The following is a 17975-nucleotide window of genomic DNA, read 5'->3' on the forward strand; positions in this document are numbered from 1 at the left end:
ATTGTCTTTAGACAACGCCTTTCAGTATATCCGAGATTTTTTGTTTTGCCTAATCCGTCTCCTGAACAAGTTCTGGCTCGACGTACAACACGAGTTCATCGCGCACTTTCCGAGCCTCATCCACGCTCGGACCTGGGGGAGGGACCATGATTGCTTCACGGTAATAACGCAATTCGTTGATTGAATCGGTGATGTCGCCCAGTGCGCGATGGTTACCCAATTTTTCTGGGGATTTTTCGTAAGCGTATGGGTACCAGCGCTTGGCCAGCTCCTTGATCGAAGATACATCAACAATTCGATAGTGCAAATGAGCGGCCAATTGTGGCATCTCTTCTAATAGGAATCGCTGATCCTGCCCCACGGTATTTCCCGCCAACAGGGCAGTGCGTGGTTCTGGGCAGAACTTTTTGACGTACCCCAACAGCTGTTGTTCGGCTTCTTGGGCAGTGACGCCGTGTTCCCATTGTTCGGCCAGACCGTTTTGGGCGTGCATCTCCACAACAACTGGATCCATCTGTTCTACAGCGGCAGCTGGTGGCTTAATAATGATGTCGATGCCTTCATCCAGAATGTTCAGATCCGCATCCGTAATGATGATGGCTACTTCTACCAGGGCATCTACACCGGGGTATAGGCCAGTCATTTCAGCGTCTAACCAGACCAGGTTCCGGTCACGGTCTTTTGAGGCTTCAGAAGCCGGTTCGTAAGGTTGTGGTGTTGTGGTGTCCAAAATATTTCTCCTTGCTCCAGGTGTCGATGTTTAGCCTACCGATGTCCGGTGATACATTTATCCCCAACGTCATTGATATCAAACTGATCCATTGAAAGCTGTTGATGACCACCTTGGAACATGCCCGTCGGGGCACAACACATCACGCCTGGCCCGCAATTGTCGTCGGGTTTTTAGGGTCCTTAATCCTTTCCATTGGATCATGGTCAGTTGGCTGGGTCGCTCCCAACTCTGACATTAATTCCACCACCTGGCTGTCACCATTCCGTACCACAGAGCTGGGTGTGACCATTGGTACGATCCTGCTCACCGTCGGCGCCTGGGGCATGATCTGGGGCTGGCTGCGACTGGGGCGAGTGCTGCGACGACCGGCGCGCACCTTCAAAGGCAAATACGAATTCCCGCCGGAAAGTCTACGCATAATCAACTGGGCGGTGGGCATCTGGTCGCTGCCCCAGCTTTTTGCGTTGACCATTTTTTCCCGCGACATGTTGGCCTATCTCAACCAAGGGCGCCAGGTACTAGCCGGTCAGAACCCATATGAGTTGGGGATTTCGAATCTGCCCAATTGGTTCCAGTTGGGCACCGATACGATGTGGGCTGAAGACGCTACCCCCTATGGTCCGATGTTCTTATGGATCGAAGGCGCCGTCGTCGGCATTACCGGGATGGACCAACCCGATATTGCCATCTTTATGTTCCGGCTGGTATCGCTGCTGGGTGTAGCGATGATCATGTACTACGTGCCCAAACTTGCTGAAATGCAGGGCTGGGATCCGGCCCGGGCCCAATGGATTTCGGCGGCTAACCCGCTGTTTATCATCTCGTTTGTGGCCTCGGGGCACAACGATTCCCTGATGGTCGGGTTCATGGTGGCGGCCATCTACGCGGTGTGGCGTGGCCACGGTGTGCTGGCTGTTTTGATGATGAGCATTTCAATCGGCATGAAGGTTATTTCGATTGTGCTCCTGCCCTTTATCGGCCTGTGGTGGGCGGGACGCAACGCATCAAAAATTAAAATCTTCTGGTACTGGTGTATCACCCTGGGCCTGACCACCGCCATTATGTTGGCCGTGGGATGGATCAACGGCTACGGGCTGGACTGGGTCAAAGTCATTGCCGGCACCGGATCCATCTGGAGCTGGTGGTCGCCCATTGGTGCCGGGGGAGAACTCTTACGCGTTGCCGTGGTCGAACTGGGGCTGGGTGATGGCGAATGGGTCATGCCAACGGTTCGGCTAGCCGGGCGCGTGCTGTCCGTCGTCATTGTTTTGGTGCTGATGTTCGTGGGCAGCTATGACCAAATCCTGGCCCGAGCCACATGGTCATTTGCTGCACTGGTAGTGCTGTCACCGGTCATCCACCCGTGGTATCTGCTGTGGCTGCTACCGCTATTTGTCATGTTGGGCATCCGGTCGAACTGGCAGCTGCGCTGGGTCATCTTCACCGTCGCATTTTTCACCGCCTATGGTGCCGGCGACCAACTCTATGTGTGGCAATTCTTAGAGATCGGCGCCTGGATGCAAGCCCTGTCTTGGGGGCTATCGGTGCTGCTGGCCATCTGGGTGCTCTACTATGACCCGTGGACCTCACCAATGTTCAAAAACCAATGGCATGTGCGCCAATCCTGGCGACGCATGCTCTTGACTTACCAGCGCTGGAAACGTTCGCGCACCCAAGCGGGGCGCTGATGGGCAAATGGTTTGTCCCGTTGCGAATCGACACCGACCCGGGCCACCACATCCGGGTTGGCCTGGCCGCAGCCATCATCATTATGGTTGCCTCCTGGGGCGTTGGCTGGTTACCGCAAACCCAAAACTCCTGGTTCGCCGGCAGCACCCTGCTGAACCCGATACGCTTCTGGACCCCCGGCGTTACCGTGTGCGCCGTCGCGCTGGTCACTGGGGGACTGCTACTGGTCCGCTCCTGGCTTCGTCTCGGCCAGGCCCTCCAGCTGCCCTACACCACCGGTTCAGGGGCAACCAACGTTGGTAGCGTCAAAGAATCCACGCGCAAAGTGCGCATTAACGATCACAAGCTCACGGTGATCAACCGGGCAATCCTGTACTGGACCGTCCCGCTGATTTTCGCCTTTCCGATCATGTCGCGCGACGTGTTTTCCTATCTGGCCCAAGGCCGCCTGTTGCACGCCGGTCTAGACCCCTACGGCGAAGGCGTCTCCTCACTGCCCGGCTGGTTCATGATCGGTGCTGACTCCCTGTGGGCTCAATCCCCATCACCCTACGGCCCGGCCTTTCTGCTCATCTCACAATTCGTGTGGTTTGTGACTGATGGCGGACCCGAATGGGCCATCCTGTTGTTCCGTGTGCTCTTCCTCGCCGGAATGGCCATGTGCATGTGGGCCATTCCCCGCCTGGCCCGCCGTTTTGGTGTCCGCGGCGACTGGGCCCAATGGATCTTCCTTGCCAACCCCCTGTTTGGCTTATACATGATCGCCGGAGCCCACAACGACACCCTCATGCTCGGACTGCTGCTGACCGGCCTGTACTTCGTCAACCCGCACTGGGCGCCATTGAACCTCCGCAGACGACGCATCGTGTTGGGCTTCATCCTGCTGGGTGGCTCCATCGCGGTCAAACCCCTGACGGTACTGGTCTTACCCTTTGCTGGCATGCTGTTGCTCTGGCGGCCCCACACCAACATCTCCTATCGCGCCCGCATCGCAGTCTGGGCCAAATCCGTGATCGTCGTCGGGTTACTGCTTACCGTGTTGGGCGCCGTCACCGGGTTGTGGTTCGGCTGGATACCGGCCATGACCACCTCCGGCTCTGCTGCCTTCCCCTACGCCCCCTTCGGACTACTCGGCCTGGGCATCGGCTGGCTGGTTGACCTCATCTGGGGCACCGGCATTGAACCCGCCGCACAAGTGGTCTACAGTCTGGGCACCCTTGCCATCGCCGCGGTAACCACCTGGCTCGCCCTGCTACCGAAACCTAAACACCCGATCTTCTCGGCCGCCATTGTACTGACGACGGCGATCCTGGCCGCCCCCGTATTCCAGCCCTGGTACGTGTTGTGGGTTCTGCCGCTGTTCGTGATTGCCGGTGCCTGGCGCGGCTGGTCCTCATCGCTGTTGTACTTCCTGGTCGCCGTGTTGATCGTGGTCGGGGTGGTTGATCAGCTGGCCGTGTCGCAATGGATTCCACTGCTGCCCATGCGTGTTCTCACCGGAACCATTGGGTTGATTGGTTTGGCAATCCTGATTTTCTTCGATCCGCTGACCCGTCGTGCTTTCCCGCAAACGCGCAAGACAAATCAGCGTGTCGCCTAAACTTGTGGTTGCTTGACTGGTCAACTCATTGACGAAAAACGCATGATCGAACGCCTGGTAATCGGGCGGACTCCACGGCGTGAGGCTATGCGTCACTTGCGTGCCGAAGGGCTCTTGGGCATCTACCCGCACCTCGGCACATTCGTCCCAGAAGTTACGGTGCGTGAACTCCGTCAGATCTTAGAAGCTCGCTGAGTATTGGAAGGCTATGTCGTGGCTCAAACCGCACAGTCGAAGTCCGACGTCTTTTGACAAGACCTTATTGTGGCTTACAAAGAATTACAGACCATTGTTTATTCGGATAAGAATTTGCTCGAAGCAGCCAAGTGGTTATATTCGCGTAAGGAAGTAATCGAAAGATCAATGTTGATTCATGCTCTGAACGCAGGAAGGAGTGACGGATGGTCAAAGAATATATGACCTGGACATTGAGGCATGTTCCGAATTCCACGCGTGGTGAGTTCGTAAACATCGGAGTCCTGGTTGGTGGACTTGAAGATGACTGGGCCATCCGATTTGTAACAAACTTTCGGCGTGCGAACCGTCTCGGTGGGAGCGCAGAGAAACTATTGCCGATTCTAAAAAAGATTGCCGCATCACTACCAGGCGAAGTAGTCACGGGGCCCCGAGGTGAAATTGATCTGTTTGAAAATGGGCCGCAGTGGTCCGTTTCGGATGTTGAATATCTGAGAAAGCACCGCCAAAACGCGCTACAGATATCGGAGCCACGCCCAACGTACGGGGAATCGGCTGATTCCTTAGCTGATCTTTTGTATGGCCATTTAGTACTTGAGCATGTTGGTGAAGCAGCCCAAAGAGCATTAACGCGCATGAGGAAACGGTATGAACATGCTCTGGACGTTGAAATCCCAACGGGGCTTCACTACGCCAAACACGTTTACGCAAATTTCGAGCATAGAAATGAAGTTTTTGACTTCGCCGTTCACGGTGATCACAACGTTAGGCAGCTGACTCATGCCATTAACTTCAGAAATCAAGATGAACGACGTATGCGAGACGCTGTTGATGCGTTGACACATCGTTTTACCCTCATCCGAGAAGGGGGCGCAGACATTCAGTTAAGTAGAGATGGCCATGTTCTTCCCTTCAATAGAGATAATAGGCTCTTCGTAGTACACAACGAACCACTGGAAAAACCACAAGCCCAGATTTTCACGAACGCCCAACGAGCTTGGCAGAAGATTGGAATTGAGAGCGTTTTCGAAGAAGAGTTAGTTGATCACCCGGAAAGAGCAATCGCAGCATAACCAGTAAAACGCGTATGTTCGTAATGACCATAACTAACGATGAGTCTTCGAGCTTCTTGAATGAGGCGTCCACTCTGGGGATGATCACTTCCCCCAGTCGCGGCTACAGTAACGGTGACTGTTAGCTCAATCTATGACGCTAAAATATAATTGATCTGCGACGAGGGGTTTATCCGAGTGTGGTTTTTGAGCCGACGTTTTACGCCAAACTTCTCAGCAGGTTTCAGCTCTCGGATCCGTGACGATCCTGCCCTTCACAGATCAGCCGCTTCTAGACTCACTGTCACGGGTCGGTGGTGGTCGTCGTCATGAGGCATTTCGTGTGAACGCGGTGGGTACACGGTGGATTCGGTGTTTCCGGTTTAAATAAGAACACCCTCACAAGAGCGAACGCTGTTGTGAGGGTGTGTTGCGCCCCAGGAGGGACTCGAACCCCCGACCTACGGATTAGAAGGCCGTTGCTCTATCCAGCTGAGCTACTGAGGCAACAGGGGTAGTCTACCTAAAATGTTGTCCACAACTCGAATTCGACATCCATGTTATCCACAGTTTAGCGTCCCCGAATCATCGGGAGTGCGCGTATCGCCTTGACTAAACACATATTCGAAGTGTGCTTCGGATAAGTGTTGACTGAAAGGATTGGAACATGAAAACCCAACTGACCGTTCGAGGCAATGTTGCTACCGCCCCGCGCCGATTCGTTACCGATGATGGCATGGCCATCGTCGAATTCCGTCTGGCGGCCACGGAGCGGTACTTTAACCGGCAATCTCAAGAATGGGAAGACGGCACCACATCGTGGTACACAGTGTCAGCTTTCCGGCGACTGGCCGAAAACGTCTTTCGGTCCTTCTCGGTGGGGGACCCAGTTATTGTGTCTGGCAAGCTGACCATCAAACAGTGGACCTCCAAAGATGAATCCAAAAAAGGTACCACCCCAGAGATTAATGCAGTGACCGCAGGACACGACCTGCTGCTTGGATTTACCGACTTCACTCGGTACACCAAATCTAAGTCACCGATCGTTGCAGAAGACTCACACGATGGCCCACTGATAGACCACGGGTGGGAAGAACCTGAAGCCCTATCGGCCTAATGTTCGCTAGGAAGTAGATCGGTTGCCGCGCCAAGAGAAGAATTACGTTCTCCCGCGGCGACCGACTACTGTAGAGCATATGGCCGAATTTATTTACCAAATGATCAAAGCTCGCAAAAAAGTGGGCGATAAAGTCATTCTCGACGACGTAACCATGTCCTTTTACCCCGGCGCCAAGATCGGTATGGTCGGACCCAACGGTGCCGGAAAATCAACCATCTTGAAAATCATGGCAGGCCTGGATGAGCCTTCCAACGGCGAAGCCTGGCTATCACCGGGCTACTCAGTGGGCATCCTGTTGCAGGAACCACCGCTGACTGAAGACAAAACAGTTTTGGAAAACGTGCAGGAAGGTGTTGGGGAGGTCTACCAGCAGCTGCAACGTTTCAACGAAATCTCGGCCGAAATGGCTGAACCCGATGCAGACTTCGAAGCCCTCATGGATGAAATGGGCAAACTGCAAGAAGCCATCGATGCTGCTGACGGATGGGACATCGATTCTCAGATCGGCCAGGCCATGGAAGCTCTCCAGCTGCCACCCGGCGATGAACCTGTCACCCACCTTTCCGGTGGTGAACGCCGTCGTGTCGCACTGGTCAAACTCCTGTTGGAAAAACCAGATCTGTTGTTGCTTGACGAACCGACGAACCACCTTGATGCCGAATCGGTTGCATGGCTTGAAGGTCACCTAGCCAACTATCCAGGCGCCGTCATTGCTATTACTCACGACCGGTACTTCCTGGATCACGTTGCCGAATGGATTGCTGAAGTCGACCGCGGTCGACTGTACCCCTACGAAGGTAACTACACGACCTACCTAGAAAAGAAACGTGAACGTCTGGATGTTCAGGGCAAGAAGGATGCTAAGCTTGCTCGTCGTCTGAAAGAAGAACTCGACTGGGTTCGCACCAACGCCAAGGGTCGCCAGGCCAAGCAGAAAGCTCGTCTGGAACGCTACGAAGAAATGGCCGCCGAAGCCGAAAAAACCCGTGTACTGGACTTCGAAGAAATCCAGATCCCACCCGGTCCGCGCTTGGGCAGCCAGGTGATCGAAGCCGACAACATCTCCAAGGGCTTTGACGGTCGTACCCTGATCGATAACCTCAGCTTCTCGCTGCCACCAAACGGCATTGTTGGCATTATCGGTCCAAACGGTGTCGGAAAAACCACGCTCTTCAAAACCCTGGTTGGGCTGGAAGAAATCGACTCCGGCAACCTGAAGATCGGTGAATCGGTCAAGATCTCCTATGTCGACCAGAACCGTACGAACATCGACCCTGAGAAGTCTCTGTGGGAAGTCGTCTCCGATGGTCTGGACTATATCCAGGTTGGCAATGTCGAGATGCCATCACGTGCCTACGTCTCCGCATTTGGTTTCAAAGGCCCAGACCAGCAGAAGAAAGCCGGGGTCCTATCCGGTGGTGAACGCAACCGCCTGAACCTGGCACTGACACTCAAAGAAGGCGGCAACCTGCTGCTGCTCGACGAACCGACCAACGACCTGGACGTCGAAACCCTGACCTCGTTAGAAAACGCATTGCTGGAATTCCCTGGCTGTGCCGTGGTCATCTCGCACGACCGTTGGTTCCTCGACCGTGTAGCCACCCACATGCTCGCGTGGGAAGGCACCGAAGAAAACCCAGCCAACTGGTACTGGTACGAAGGAAACTTCGAATCCTACGAAGCCAATAAGCTGGACCGTCTCGGCCCGGATGCCATCCGCGAAGCACGTGCCACGCACCGTCGTCTGACACGGAACTAGTCGCTCAATACGCAACTGCCCTGCACCTCTGAAACGTTGTGCAGGGCAGTTGCATTTAACGCCTGAATTATGACCTATTGCGAGGCTGGTGGTTCGGTTACATCTGTCAGTACGGGCTCGTCATCCGAGGTCTTGGGATCTTTGACGAACCACAGCAATACCAGCCCCAGAACCAACACAATGATGATTGCTGGAACCATCATTCGTGACTGGCCCGAGATGCCCACGAAGACTGCGATGAGCAGAGGGGTGAGAAATGAGACCGATCGGCCGGTCGTTGCATACAGGCCATACATTTCCCCGGCGGTTTGTGCTGTCGTCAACCGACCTAAAAATGCGCGGGACGAAGACTGGACAGGGCCGACAAAGAAACACAGGAATAGCCCCCAGATCCAGAATGCGAGCGTGCCGTTCTGGACAAAAATAATGACAGCCGAGACGATAAGCCCCAGCAGTGAGACCACGATGATGCGTTTGGGGCCGAAGCGGTCATCGAATAAGCCACCGACAAATGCGCCGGCGGCTGCCACCACGTTGGCGGCGATCCCGAAGAATAAAATCTGTCCGGGGTCCACCCCATAGACTGTGGTTCCCAAAATGGCGCCGTAAGCAAAGACCGCCCCAACGCCATCACGAAAGATCGCTGAGGCGACAAAGAACCAGAAGGTATTGCGTCGGTGCTTCCACAGTTCCACGATGGTGTCGATCAACTGACGATATGACCGCACGATCGACACACGTCGGGCTGTTGGTTGTCGTCCGGTGGTTTCCCGGTTTCGCATCACGATCAAGATCGGTAGCGAGAATGCCAGGAACCACAGGGCGGCAAACACAGCGACCATGCGGATGTTCATTGCGTCGTCGTTCGTAATCCCGAACCAGTGGGCATCACCACTGATGAATCCGACATAAGCCAATAGCAGTAAAAAGATCCCACCCAGATAGCCAGCACCCCAGCCAAGACCTGAGATGCGCCCGATCGTTGACTGGGTCGCGATGTTGACCAGCATCGCATTGTACTGGACGCCGGCAAATTCGAAGAACACGTTGCCGGCTGATAACAGGATGACCCCCAGCAGGAGGTAGGACTCCTGGGGTTGGACGAAGAAACATGCGGCCATGGTTGCAATGACCAGCCCGGTGTTGATCCCCAACCACATGGTGCGTCGGCCGTCGTTATCGGCGCGTTGCCCAATGACCGGTGCGGTCAGCGCAATGATGACCCCGGCGATCGCGTTGCCAGCGGCCAGCCAGGAGGTGCCGCGATCATCAGCGCCAAAAGATTCGGATGCCAGATAGGTCCCGAACACAAAGGTGATCATGACCGCGTTGAAAGCCGCGGACCCCCAGTCCCACAACGCCCACACGGTTACGTGCGAGCGTTTGATCCGCGGTTGGTGCCCGGAAGGAGATGTGGTGACGGCTTCAGACATGTTCGCATCCTAACCATTGCGGGGTGGCGTCCAGGTAAACACGTGGTGACCTGGCAGTTTGTTGTGGGTCAGTCATATTGTGGCAGTCGGATCATGCCCTCCTGTGCGACGGTGGCGACCAGGTCGCCTTCGATGGTGTAAATACGGCCGATGCCCAGCCCGCGTGCTGATTGTGCAGACGGGGACTCTTGGACGAACAATAACCAGTCATCCAGGTTGAAAGGCCGATGGAACCACATGGCGTGGTCTAGAGAGGCCACCGATTTATCCGGTTGGCTCCAGGTGATTCCGTGGTTCCGGAGGACTGCTTCTAGGATCGTGTAGTCGGATGCATATGCCAGTCCGGCGGCTGCGACGTTGGGGGACACATTGACCGGGGTGAAGGTTTTCATCCACACAATATTCCGGTTGACCTTTTCTGCTGCCGGGCGTAAAAACATCGGCTCGTAGGCATAACGAATGTCAAAGGGACGGTTATAGGCCAGTTCTTGAGCTGCGGGATCATCGATCATGCCCACCAGGGCGGAAATTGGTGGCAGCCGGTCGGGGTGCGGGATACCTTCGGGCATCGGCTCATAGTGTTCAATGCCACCGGATTCGGTCTGAAAGGAGCAGGTCAGCGACAAAATGACTTTGTCATGCTGGGCGACCTCGACATGGCGGACGGAAAACGAGCGACCGTCACGGTGGTGATCCACGGTGATGTGTAACGGTTGGGTCGCATCCCCGGGGCGGATGAAGTAGCAGTGCATCGAATGCAGGAACCGATCGGCATCAACCGAGTGGCTGGCGGCAACCAGTGATTGGGCCATGACCTGGCCACCAAAGACACGACCACCGGTCTGTGGCGGTGTGTGCCCCACAAAAGTGCTGGCGTGTTCATCGGCGTCAACACGCTCGAGTTTCAACACATCACGCAGAATGTCGGTGGGATCATCAGGATATGGGGTATTTGCCATGTGCGCCTTTCAGATGGGTTTTGTTCATACTCTAGTGCTGTCAGCTCAATTGCGGGCAGACCTTAGCGACCCTGTGGGCGTGCTGGGCATAATTGTTTCCATGGAACACGTCTTGCCCTTCGCTTCGCTGAACTCCGTCAAAGACTTACAAAGCTTTGTGACCCGGGCAAAAACCCTGGATACCACCGGCGTACGGTTCGTGGTGACCGGTAACGTACTGGCCGCCTCGGTATCAGTAATGCACCCGGCAGGACTCGGCGATGGCGTACCAATCGTTATCGGTCTGCGCACCTTCGCCTTGGATTTTTCTAACCACCCACGTTTTGAACTGGATTCGGTATTTGCCATGGACGCGGTGACCGATCGGACCCATCGGATGATTTCGTCAGATTCGACGGCCTTCACGCTGCCACCGTCTGAGATTTCGGTGACCTGGACTGCCTTGAATCCTCCGCGCTCCGGCTGGACTCCCGCCGCAGTGGTCGACGACGCCGACATTCGCAAGCTCGCACGTAACGGGATATCCAAGGTCTCCGAGGGCCTGCCGTCAACTCCCGGGGCACCACTGTTGGCGCAGGTGCGATCAGCGGTATGGGGTGAACAAATTGGCGATCCCGACCACGTGGAGTTCCCTGCCGGGGCCACCCTTGGCGCCCACAGTTTGGGATTCCTTTTGCCGCGCGGGGAGACGACCATCTCGACGGCAGGCCACTGGGTACGACTGACCAGCACCGGCGGGCACGTGTTAGCCCGTTCGGCAGTGGCCCTATAGTTAGTGGCGGTTTTGCATTGCCCGAGCAGCGCGCTGGAAGTAATCCCACATGGTGTCGTCGTGCAGGGGTGACAGTTCCAGGGTATCCATGGCATTGCGCATGAACCGCAGCCAGGTCTCACGGGCTTGAGTATCAATGTGGAAGGGCATATGTCTGGCGCGCAGGCGCGGGTGCCCCCGTAGCTGGGAGTAATCGGTGGGCCCACCCCAGTACTGGATCAAAAACAGGCGCAGCCGTTCTTCGGCCGGGCCAAGGTCTTCTTCGGGATACATCGCCCGGAAATCCTCGTCGTCGGCAACCTGCTTGTAGAACTCTGCGGTCAGTTTGCGGAAGGTCGGTTCGCCACCGACCTGATCGTAAAACGAGGTTTGTTCCGCCGGAGCATTCGTTCGCTGAGCCGTTTTGGCGGCAGCCTGCGTTTGCTCGGCACTTGCGTTGGGATCTTCTTGCTTATCATCCGGTGCAGTATGCTGTGCGGCAATATTGGCACGGCGGTGGTGTTCGGCCTCATATTCGGCACGAATCGCGGCCAGGCGGGCGTCGTCATTGCCGGTAACCTGCGAGGGCTTTTTGGACTGACGTGGTTTCAACACGGCAATCGGTGCGCCCAGACGAGAAGAGAATTTGGGTAGCTCAGGCATTTGATGCTGATGCGGGATCTCAATGGTCACCGGGAAATTCACGCTGCGGGCAATAAAACACTGCCGGTGTGCTTCCTCGTGCAGTTCACGAGCACGCGGTAGTTGCATCGCATCGGCCACCCAGACCTCCGGGTGCAGGGTCGCCGAGGTGACCTGACCACCCTCGGCGCCGGCCTCAAGCGTCAATTCGCCGCGCACCATGATTTTTTCCACCTCAAGTTCGGCCTGGCCTGCGACATACAGGTACGACAGAATGTGGCATTCGGCCAGCGCAGCCAGCAACAGGTGCTCTGGATTCCAGCGGGCAGCATCCCCGTGGAACGGTTTGGCAGCCGAGCCCAGGAGTTCACCGGGCCCATCGGCCTGTATGACGACGTCGCGACTAAACCCCCGGTCCGGGTGCGGACGGGTCGTATCGGTGTTCCATTCGGCGCGTAAAGAAAACTCGTGTTGCACATGCTCAGTCTAGTTCAGCAGTTGCGGCGCGGTTGCGCATTGCACCAGGCGGCGAACACTTAGACTGGTGGGCATGAATTTGGTTGAACGCTCCGAAGTCACCGAGACCATCCTGGATACCGCTTCGCTGCGTGCCGCAGTCACCGCCGCAGACGCCGGCGCTGTTGTTGTATTTGAGGGCGTGGTGCGTGATCACGACCCGGAAGCCACCGGCCAGGTGACCGGACTGGAATATACGGCGCATCCGGATGCCACAACGTTCTTGCGCGAGATCATCGCCGAAGCCAACACCGAGGTACACAACGAACTGGACCACGGTCCGCTCCCGGTCCGTGTGGTCGCCGCCCACCGGATTGGTCACCTCGAGGTGGGAGATACCGCACTGTTTGTGGCGGTCTCGGCCGCCCACCGTCAGGAAGCCTTTGCGGTGTGTAGCAACGTGGTGGAAGAAATTAAAGCCCGCGTGCCGATCTGGAAGTTGCAGTTCGGAGCCGAGGGCAGCACCTGGGTTGGGATTTAACCACCGGCAAAGGGCGGCAGCACATCCACGGTCGCACCGGATTGCAGAGCAGTCTGCTCGGTGGCCCGTGCGCCGTCGACCAGAAATGAGCATCGCGAAATCACCTCGGCGGTTGTGCGCGCATCGGACAGTTGCGTGACAACATCTGCCACGGTATCGGCTTGCAGTTGGAGTTGTTTGGTGCCGACGACGTCGGCTGCGGCGGCAAAAAGACGAACGGTAATCATAGGGCTATGTACTCGACAGTTCCTTCAGCGGCCACGCCGTCCACATTGGGTGGGACGTGCAGCAGACCGGTGGCCTGGGCCATTTTGGCGGCCAAGTGTGAATTGGATGGTAGCGGGGTGGCACGATCGTTGTCATCAACCGTGGCCAGCATATAGTAGTGCAGGTCTTTGGGAGTGCGCAGTGCTTGGGTGGTCACCACATGATGGGTGCGCGGGTGCGGTGCTTGTCGCTGCATCTTTTTGATCCCGGGGATCACGAAGATCTGTAGTGACACAAATACTGCCACCGGGTTACCAGGCAACGACCACACCGGGGTACCGGCCGGGGATAGGCCAAAGCCTTGGGGTTTGCCTGGGCGGATATTGACCTCGCCGAACCGGATGGCCTGGTCTGGGTCCTCGTGCTGCCAGGCGGACAGCACGTAGTTGGAAATGTCGTGGGCGCCCACTGACGCGCCGCCGGTCAAAATGATCGCATCCACGGAATGCTCCACCTGGGCGATTGTGTGTTCCAGGCTGGCTGCTGAGTCGCGCACCCGCACCTGGTGGGTTGCTTCGGCACCGAGGCTTTCCAGTGTTGCAGCCACCAGCGGGGCATTGGAATCCGGAATCTGGCCGTGTTCTAACGGGGTGCCGGGCGAGACGAGTTCATCGCCAGTGGAGATAATGGCAACCCTCGGTTGGCGGGCCGTGTAGACGCTAGCGGTACCGGTGGCCGCAATAGCCCCGATGTGATTCGGGCGTAGGAAGGTCCCGGCTGCGGCCACAATGGACCCGGCCGCGGTGTCTTCTGCGCGTTTGCGGATGTGCCGATTAGCTTCGGGTATGTGATCAAACGTAATTTCTGTGGGCACATCCTGGGTGGGTTCGTGGAAGAACTCCAGCGGCACGATCGTATCGGCGCCTTCGGGGACCGGAGCGCCGGTCATGATGGCTGCGGCCTCACCGGAGCCGATGGACTCTTGCTGACGATGCCCGGCCGGGATGGTCTTGGTAACCGGCAGTGTCCCGGGGGTGAAGTCCTGCAGGCAGATCGCATACCCGTCCATGGCCGCGGAATCCCAGGGTGGCAGATCCACGCTGGCGGTCACATTAGCCGCCAGCGTCTGTCCCAGAGCCTCGTTGAGTGGCACCTCGGTAACCCGCAATGGGCTGATCAGGTGCAAAATCCGCGATAAGTGCTCTTCTTGGGTGATCATCTCAAGCTCGTTTCACTGGTGACTGCCGGGGTGTTCAACGCTTGGACACCACCATCAAGATACCCCACAACCTCATGTCCAGCAGCCGCCAGACGTTGGGCTGCACGAATCGAGCGCGGTCCAGTACGACACAGCGTCACAATCCGCTGACCAGCAACCGGTGCAAAATGCTGCAACTGATCAAATGGCACATGCACGGTCACCAACGGTGCCGGGAACTCGGCAACCTCATCGGCCCGGCGCACATCCACCACCGTCGTCGTGGCATCCAGCACCTGTGGCGTCACCGCTCTGACACGGATCGTTTCTCCTGCCTCGGACGGCGCCAGTGGGATCTCCGTGGTCGTCATATCCAGGGTGTCGATCACCAACATCCGCCCCAGCAGCGTTCTACCCACGCCCAGCAACAATTTAATCGCCTCAGTGGCCAACATGGTACCCACCATCCCGGCCACCGAGCCCAGAATCCCCATCTCCGCACATCCCGGGGTGGCACGCACCTGGGTGGTATCTGGGAAAATATCGGTTAGCCGGATCGCCGGTCCATAGGTTCCAGCCGCATCAAAGATCGTCACCTGTGCTGACCACTGCATCAGCGCACCAAAAACTACCGGGACCCCAAGATCAGCAGCTCCGGCATCCACAATAAAACGGGTATCGAATGAGTCAGAACCATCGATCACCACATCCGGACGCACCGGACCCACCACCTCGGCAAAATTCTCGCCCAGGCGCACCCGGTGACCAACCATCTCAACCTCAGGTGCGATACGCTGCCCGGCAGCAACAGCCGAGTCCACCTTGGGCTGGCCGATCCGCTGTACCGAATGCAAAATCTGACGGTTGAGATTCGACAATTCCACCACGTCGTCATCAAATACATCAATGCGTCCCACCCCGGCAGCCGCAAGATACGGGATCACAGTGGAACCCAGCCCGCCGGCCCCCACCACGGCCACGCGCGCGCCGGCCAGTCGGGCAGCACCGCCATCGCCAATCTCAGGTAAGCGACGATGCCGGGCCGTTCTGGAACGGATAAAATCTGGGCCAATATTCATGCTCCAAGCCTAACAATGTGCTGCCATAAAGTAACCGGCAAACGTTAGGATGGACACATGCGTTCTTCACAAGCTCGAATCCGGGTCGCCCGCGTCACCAAAGACGGCGGCCGAACGCACCGTGCCGACACCCTGGCGGTCGAAGAGCCACTGGAAATCCGGGTCAACGGCCAGCGCCTGGCCGTAACCATGCGCACCCCCGTCCATGACTTTTCCCTCGCCGTGGGTTTTGCCCTCTCCGAGGGCATTATCAACTCCGCCGACGACGTCGCAAATGTCCGGTACTGCCAAAAAGATAGTGGGCCCAAAGGGCTCAAACCCGCGGGCCAACTGCCCCCGGATGTTGATGCTTCCGCTGCGCTGGCCATGCCACTGACGCTGGGCACCTTTGCCGGCGCCCAGGAGGACACCTCAGATAACGTCGTGGACATCACCCTGGCACCGCATGTTCCGCCGCCTGCCAGTGCGGCACAACGCCAACTGGTGGTGAACTCCTCCTGCGGGCTGTGCGGTCGTCAATCGATTGATGATGTTCACCAAAGCGGCTGCTACCCACTCGATGAGCGCTCAAACTTCACGCTTGATGAGCACACCGTGATGAGCCTGCCTGATCAGCTCAGTCAGGATCAGAAAGTCTTTGCCAAGACCGGTGGGCTGCACGGTGCCGGGCTCTATGACGTCGACACCGGCGAAATTCTTGTGGTTCGTGAAGACGTCGGCCGGCATAACGCCGTCGATAAAGTTCTGGGCTGGGCTCTGATGCAAGGTTTGTTGCCGCTACGTCGTCATGTCCTGGTAACGTCATCGCGCGCCAGCTTTGAGCTCGTGCAAAAAGCCGCAATGGCCGGTGTACCGATGATGGTGGCAGTTTCTGCGCCGTCGTCGTTAGCTGTGGAGCTCGCCCGCGAATCCGATATGACCCTGGTGGGCTTTACCCGCGGCCATCGTTGTGTCATCTATGCTGGCGAAGATCGCATTGTGCCGCCCGAAGTCATTGCCGACGACGTCGCAGTCGCTCAGTAACTCAGAGATATCGAGTGAACCGCACTAGACAGTAGTAATCCTGGGCGCAACCCGTGCCCGGCATTTTGTGGATAAGTGTTGACGGAGGAACGAATACTACTTGAATTGTCCACAATTCGGTGATCAGACCTAGTGACTCTGTTTTATAAGCGCTAATTTATGGGGACAGTCTTTTCCGAACTGATTAAAGGCGTCACTCATGAAATCATCCTCGAAGAAGTCTGCCGTCAAGTGGCTGCTGGGCGGTTTTACTGCGCTTATCCTCACCATTTCGCTAACCGGTTGCTCCCAGACAGCTGAGGAGAGCCCGGAATTAGAAAAGACCACTGATGCTTCGCTGGCCGAGACGGCCGAATATGTTCCAGCTTCAGCGGACGGACCAGCACAAAACGTCCCTGAGCCTCGGCTACCCGTCTCAGCAACTGAGAATTCGGAGGATGGTGCCAAAGCTACGCTGGAATATTTTTGGGAAGCAGAAGCATTTGCCAGCCTGACGGGTAATGGTGATTCACTCGCTGTCGTCTCTGATGATAGTTGTGCGTTTTGTCATGAATCAATCGACGGATGGCCCAAAAATTACGAAGACGGATATTGGTCTGTCTTACACGGTGACATCATAGTTAACGTAACTGAAGTCGTTACTTCAGAAGAGGATGACGAGGAAGAATCGGTAGCTCACATCTATTTCGAACTCACAGAACCAGCTACAGATTTTTATAATGAAGAAGGCAAGCATTTGGAGGCGAGTTTCGACGAGACCGATACGCAAGATTGGTTCGCAATATTAAACTATGATGCCACCGCGCAGATTTGGAAGGTCGAGTGGTTAGGCTTCGAAGACGACGTGGTCTGGGAAGAATAATGCGGAGCTCAATTAGACCACGCCTTACATTGCATGTCTGGCTTGCGATATTCATTTGCTTGGTGGTCACGTTGGCGGTTGCAGAAGCTTCCACAGCGGATTTTGAAGGTGATACTCAGGGTAAGTCCATACAGGTTCGAAAAGACGAGCGCCGAACCATACAAAAGGGAACTACTGTTAAAAGGATCGTGCCGCATTCTGGATCACGCTCAAGTGCCAAAACCAGTCACCACAACAATTCTTCAGCAACGAGTTCAGTTACGAATAGCACACCAGTTGAAGAAGAATGCCGAAACAGATCACACAGATTAGCTGCCATGATCGACCCGAATTTTGAGTGTGACCCAGCTATTCCTCCAGAGATGTCAGGCAGACCAGCTTCAAGGCCCAGTGTGGAGACGGAACCTCAGTTTATTGAAGAAGTAGTAGAAATTGTTATCACTACTTCCGACCTGATGGAGCTCATTCCGTCAACTCCTCAAATCGTGATGGACAGAGGTCCGTTCGGGTTGAAGAATGCGCACACTAACTTCTATGCGAGTAATCACCAGGCCCAGACGGTCACGGAAACCATGTTTGGTCAGGAAGTCACCATCGTTGCCACGCCCATTGAATATCGATGGGACTATGGTGATGGCAATACGTTGACCACACAGACACCCGGTCGTCCAGTCGA

At 56.3% G+C, this 17975-nt stretch carries 17 protein-coding genes, 1 tRNA gene and 2 pseudogenes; 11 read left to right on the forward strand and 9 right to left on the reverse strand.

The window, feature by feature from the left end; all coding sequences use genetic code 11:
* Positions 1–49 precede the first annotated feature (49 nt).
* Positions 50–733 carry an oligoribonuclease gene (gene orn / locus K8V32_RS10615; RefSeq protein WP_524536730.1) on the reverse strand — a complete coding sequence of 228 codons (684 nt, stop codon included), beginning with the start codon at positions 731–733 and terminating at the stop codon, positions 50–52.
* 101 nt (positions 734–834) lie between these two features.
* On the opposite strand from orn, the gene mptB (K8V32_RS10620) reads away from it, so the two are divergent.
* The 4 genes from mptB (K8V32_RS10620) (at position 835) to K8V32_RS10635 (ending at position 5290) form a co-directional block, all read left to right on the forward strand.
* Complete coding sequence (gene mptB / locus K8V32_RS10620) at positions 835–2421, forward strand: polyprenol phosphomannose-dependent alpha 1,6 mannosyltransferase MptB (RefSeq protein ID WP_303906994.1); 1587 nt, start codon at positions 835–837, stop codon at positions 2419–2421.
* Positions 2421–4022 carry a polyprenol phosphomannose-dependent alpha 1,6 mannosyltransferase MptB gene (gene mptB / locus K8V32_RS10625; protein ID WP_303906996.1) on the forward strand — a complete coding sequence of 534 codons (1602 nt, stop codon included), beginning with the start codon at positions 2421–2423 and terminating at the stop codon, positions 4020–4022. Before mptB (K8V32_RS10620) ends, mptB (K8V32_RS10625) begins: the two co-directional genes overlap by 1 nt.
* Before the next feature lie 12 nt (positions 4023–4034).
* Positions 4035–4217, forward strand: a complete 183-nt coding sequence (locus K8V32_RS10630; RefSeq protein WP_303906999.1) for a GntR family transcriptional regulator — start codon at positions 4035–4037, stop codon at positions 4215–4217.
* A 206-nt stretch (positions 4218–4423) separates the two neighbouring features.
* Positions 4424–5290, forward strand: coding sequence for a DUF3037 domain-containing protein (locus K8V32_RS10635; RefSeq protein ID WP_303907004.1), 867 nt, complete (start codon positions 4424–4426; stop codon positions 5288–5290).
* Between the two features lie 412 nt (positions 5291–5702).
* On the opposite strand, the gene K8V32_RS10640 is transcribed toward K8V32_RS10635, so the two are convergent.
* A tRNA-Arg gene (locus K8V32_RS10640) sits at positions 5703–5776 on the reverse strand.
* Between the two features lie 160 nt (positions 5777–5936).
* Between K8V32_RS10640 and K8V32_RS10645 the strand changes: the two genes are divergently transcribed.
* Both K8V32_RS10645 and ettA read left to right on the forward strand, forming a co-directional pair.
* The gene (locus K8V32_RS10645; protein ID WP_303907006.1) at positions 5937–6386 is read left to right on the forward strand and encodes a single-stranded DNA-binding protein; all 450 of its coding nucleotides are present in this window, start codon (positions 5937–5939) and stop codon (positions 6384–6386) included.
* Between the two features lie 79 nt (positions 6387–6465).
* Positions 6466–8148, forward strand: coding sequence for an energy-dependent translational throttle protein EttA (gene ettA, locus K8V32_RS10650; protein ID WP_303907009.1), 1683 nt, complete (start codon positions 6466–6468; stop codon positions 8146–8148).
* Between the two features lie 74 nt (positions 8149–8222).
* On the opposite strand, the gene K8V32_RS10655 is transcribed toward ettA, so the two are convergent.
* Positions 8223–9581: an MFS transporter gene (locus tag K8V32_RS10655; RefSeq protein ID WP_303907012.1), complete on the reverse strand. Its 1359-nt coding sequence runs from the start codon at positions 9579–9581 to the stop codon at positions 8223–8225.
* A 68-nt stretch (positions 9582–9649) separates the two neighbouring features.
* The gene (locus K8V32_RS10660; protein ID WP_303907015.1) at positions 9650–10540 is read right to left on the reverse strand and encodes an acyl-CoA thioesterase; all 891 of its coding nucleotides are present in this window, start codon (positions 10538–10540) and stop codon (positions 9650–9652) included.
* Positions 10541–10640: 100 nt separating this feature from the next.
* Here K8V32_RS10660 and K8V32_RS10665 point away from each other — a divergent pair, with 100 nt between their 5' ends.
* The gene (locus K8V32_RS10665) at positions 10641–11312 is read left to right on the forward strand and encodes a DUF8185 domain-containing protein (RefSeq protein WP_303907018.1); all 672 of its coding nucleotides are present in this window, start codon (positions 10641–10643) and stop codon (positions 11310–11312) included.
* On the opposite strand, the gene K8V32_RS10670 is transcribed toward K8V32_RS10665, so the two are convergent.
* Together K8V32_RS10670 and K8V32_RS10675 are read right to left on the reverse strand one after the other, a co-directional pair.
* The gene (locus tag K8V32_RS10670; protein ID WP_524536731.1) at positions 11313–11795 is read right to left on the reverse strand and encodes a globin; all 483 of its coding nucleotides are present in this window, start codon (positions 11793–11795) and stop codon (positions 11313–11315) included.
* 186 nt (positions 11796–11981) lie between these two features.
* Positions 11982–12410 (reverse strand): annotated as a pseudogene (locus tag K8V32_RS10675) (OsmC family protein); the annotation flags it as partial.
* A 73-nt stretch (positions 12411–12483) separates the two neighbouring features.
* Here K8V32_RS10675 and K8V32_RS10680 point away from each other — a divergent pair.
* The gene (locus K8V32_RS10680; RefSeq protein ID WP_303907021.1) at positions 12484–12930 is read left to right on the forward strand and encodes a molybdenum cofactor biosynthesis protein MoaE; all 447 of its coding nucleotides are present in this window, start codon (positions 12484–12486) and stop codon (positions 12928–12930) included.
* Here K8V32_RS10680 and K8V32_RS10685 read toward each other — a convergent pair.
* Genes K8V32_RS10685 through K8V32_RS10695 form a run of 3 tightly spaced genes read right to left on the reverse strand, consistent with a single transcriptional unit; the run spans position 12927 to position 15414 of the window.
* Complete coding sequence (locus K8V32_RS10685) at positions 12927–13157, reverse strand: MoaD/ThiS family protein (RefSeq protein ID WP_303907024.1); 231 nt, start codon at positions 13155–13157, stop codon at positions 12927–12929. The two genes, K8V32_RS10680 and K8V32_RS10685, sit on opposite strands and share 4 nt — an antisense overlap.
* The gene (locus K8V32_RS10690) at positions 13154–14356 is read right to left on the reverse strand and encodes a molybdopterin molybdotransferase MoeA (protein WP_303907027.1); all 1203 of its coding nucleotides are present in this window, start codon (positions 14354–14356) and stop codon (positions 13154–13156) included. The genes K8V32_RS10685 and K8V32_RS10690 overlap by 4 nt, the downstream gene beginning before the upstream one ends.
* Positions 14353–15414: a HesA/MoeB/ThiF family protein gene (locus K8V32_RS10695; RefSeq protein ID WP_303907030.1), complete on the reverse strand. Its 1062-nt coding sequence runs from the start codon at positions 15412–15414 to the stop codon at positions 14353–14355. Before K8V32_RS10695 ends, K8V32_RS10690 begins: the two co-directional genes overlap by 4 nt.
* A 57-nt stretch (positions 15415–15471) precedes the next feature.
* Between K8V32_RS10695 and fdhD the strand changes: the two genes are divergently transcribed.
* The 3 genes and pseudogenes from fdhD to K8V32_RS10710 all read left to right on the forward strand — a co-directional run.
* Positions 15472–16437: a formate dehydrogenase accessory sulfurtransferase FdhD gene (fdhD, locus tag K8V32_RS10700; protein ID WP_303907033.1), complete on the forward strand. Its 966-nt coding sequence runs from the start codon at positions 15472–15474 to the stop codon at positions 16435–16437.
* A gap of 199 nt (positions 16438–16636) precedes the next feature.
* Entirely contained in the window at positions 16637–17299 is a 663-nt protein-coding gene (locus K8V32_RS10705) for a DUF6318 family protein (protein WP_303907036.1), read from the forward strand.
* Between the two features lie 317 nt (positions 17300–17616).
* Positions 17617–17975: pseudogene (locus K8V32_RS10710) on the forward strand (hypothetical protein); the annotation flags it as partial.

The organism is Enteractinococcus helveticum (assembly GCF_020742345.1).
Lineage (GTDB): Bacteria > Actinomycetota > Actinomycetes > Actinomycetales > Micrococcaceae > Yaniella > Yaniella helvetica_A.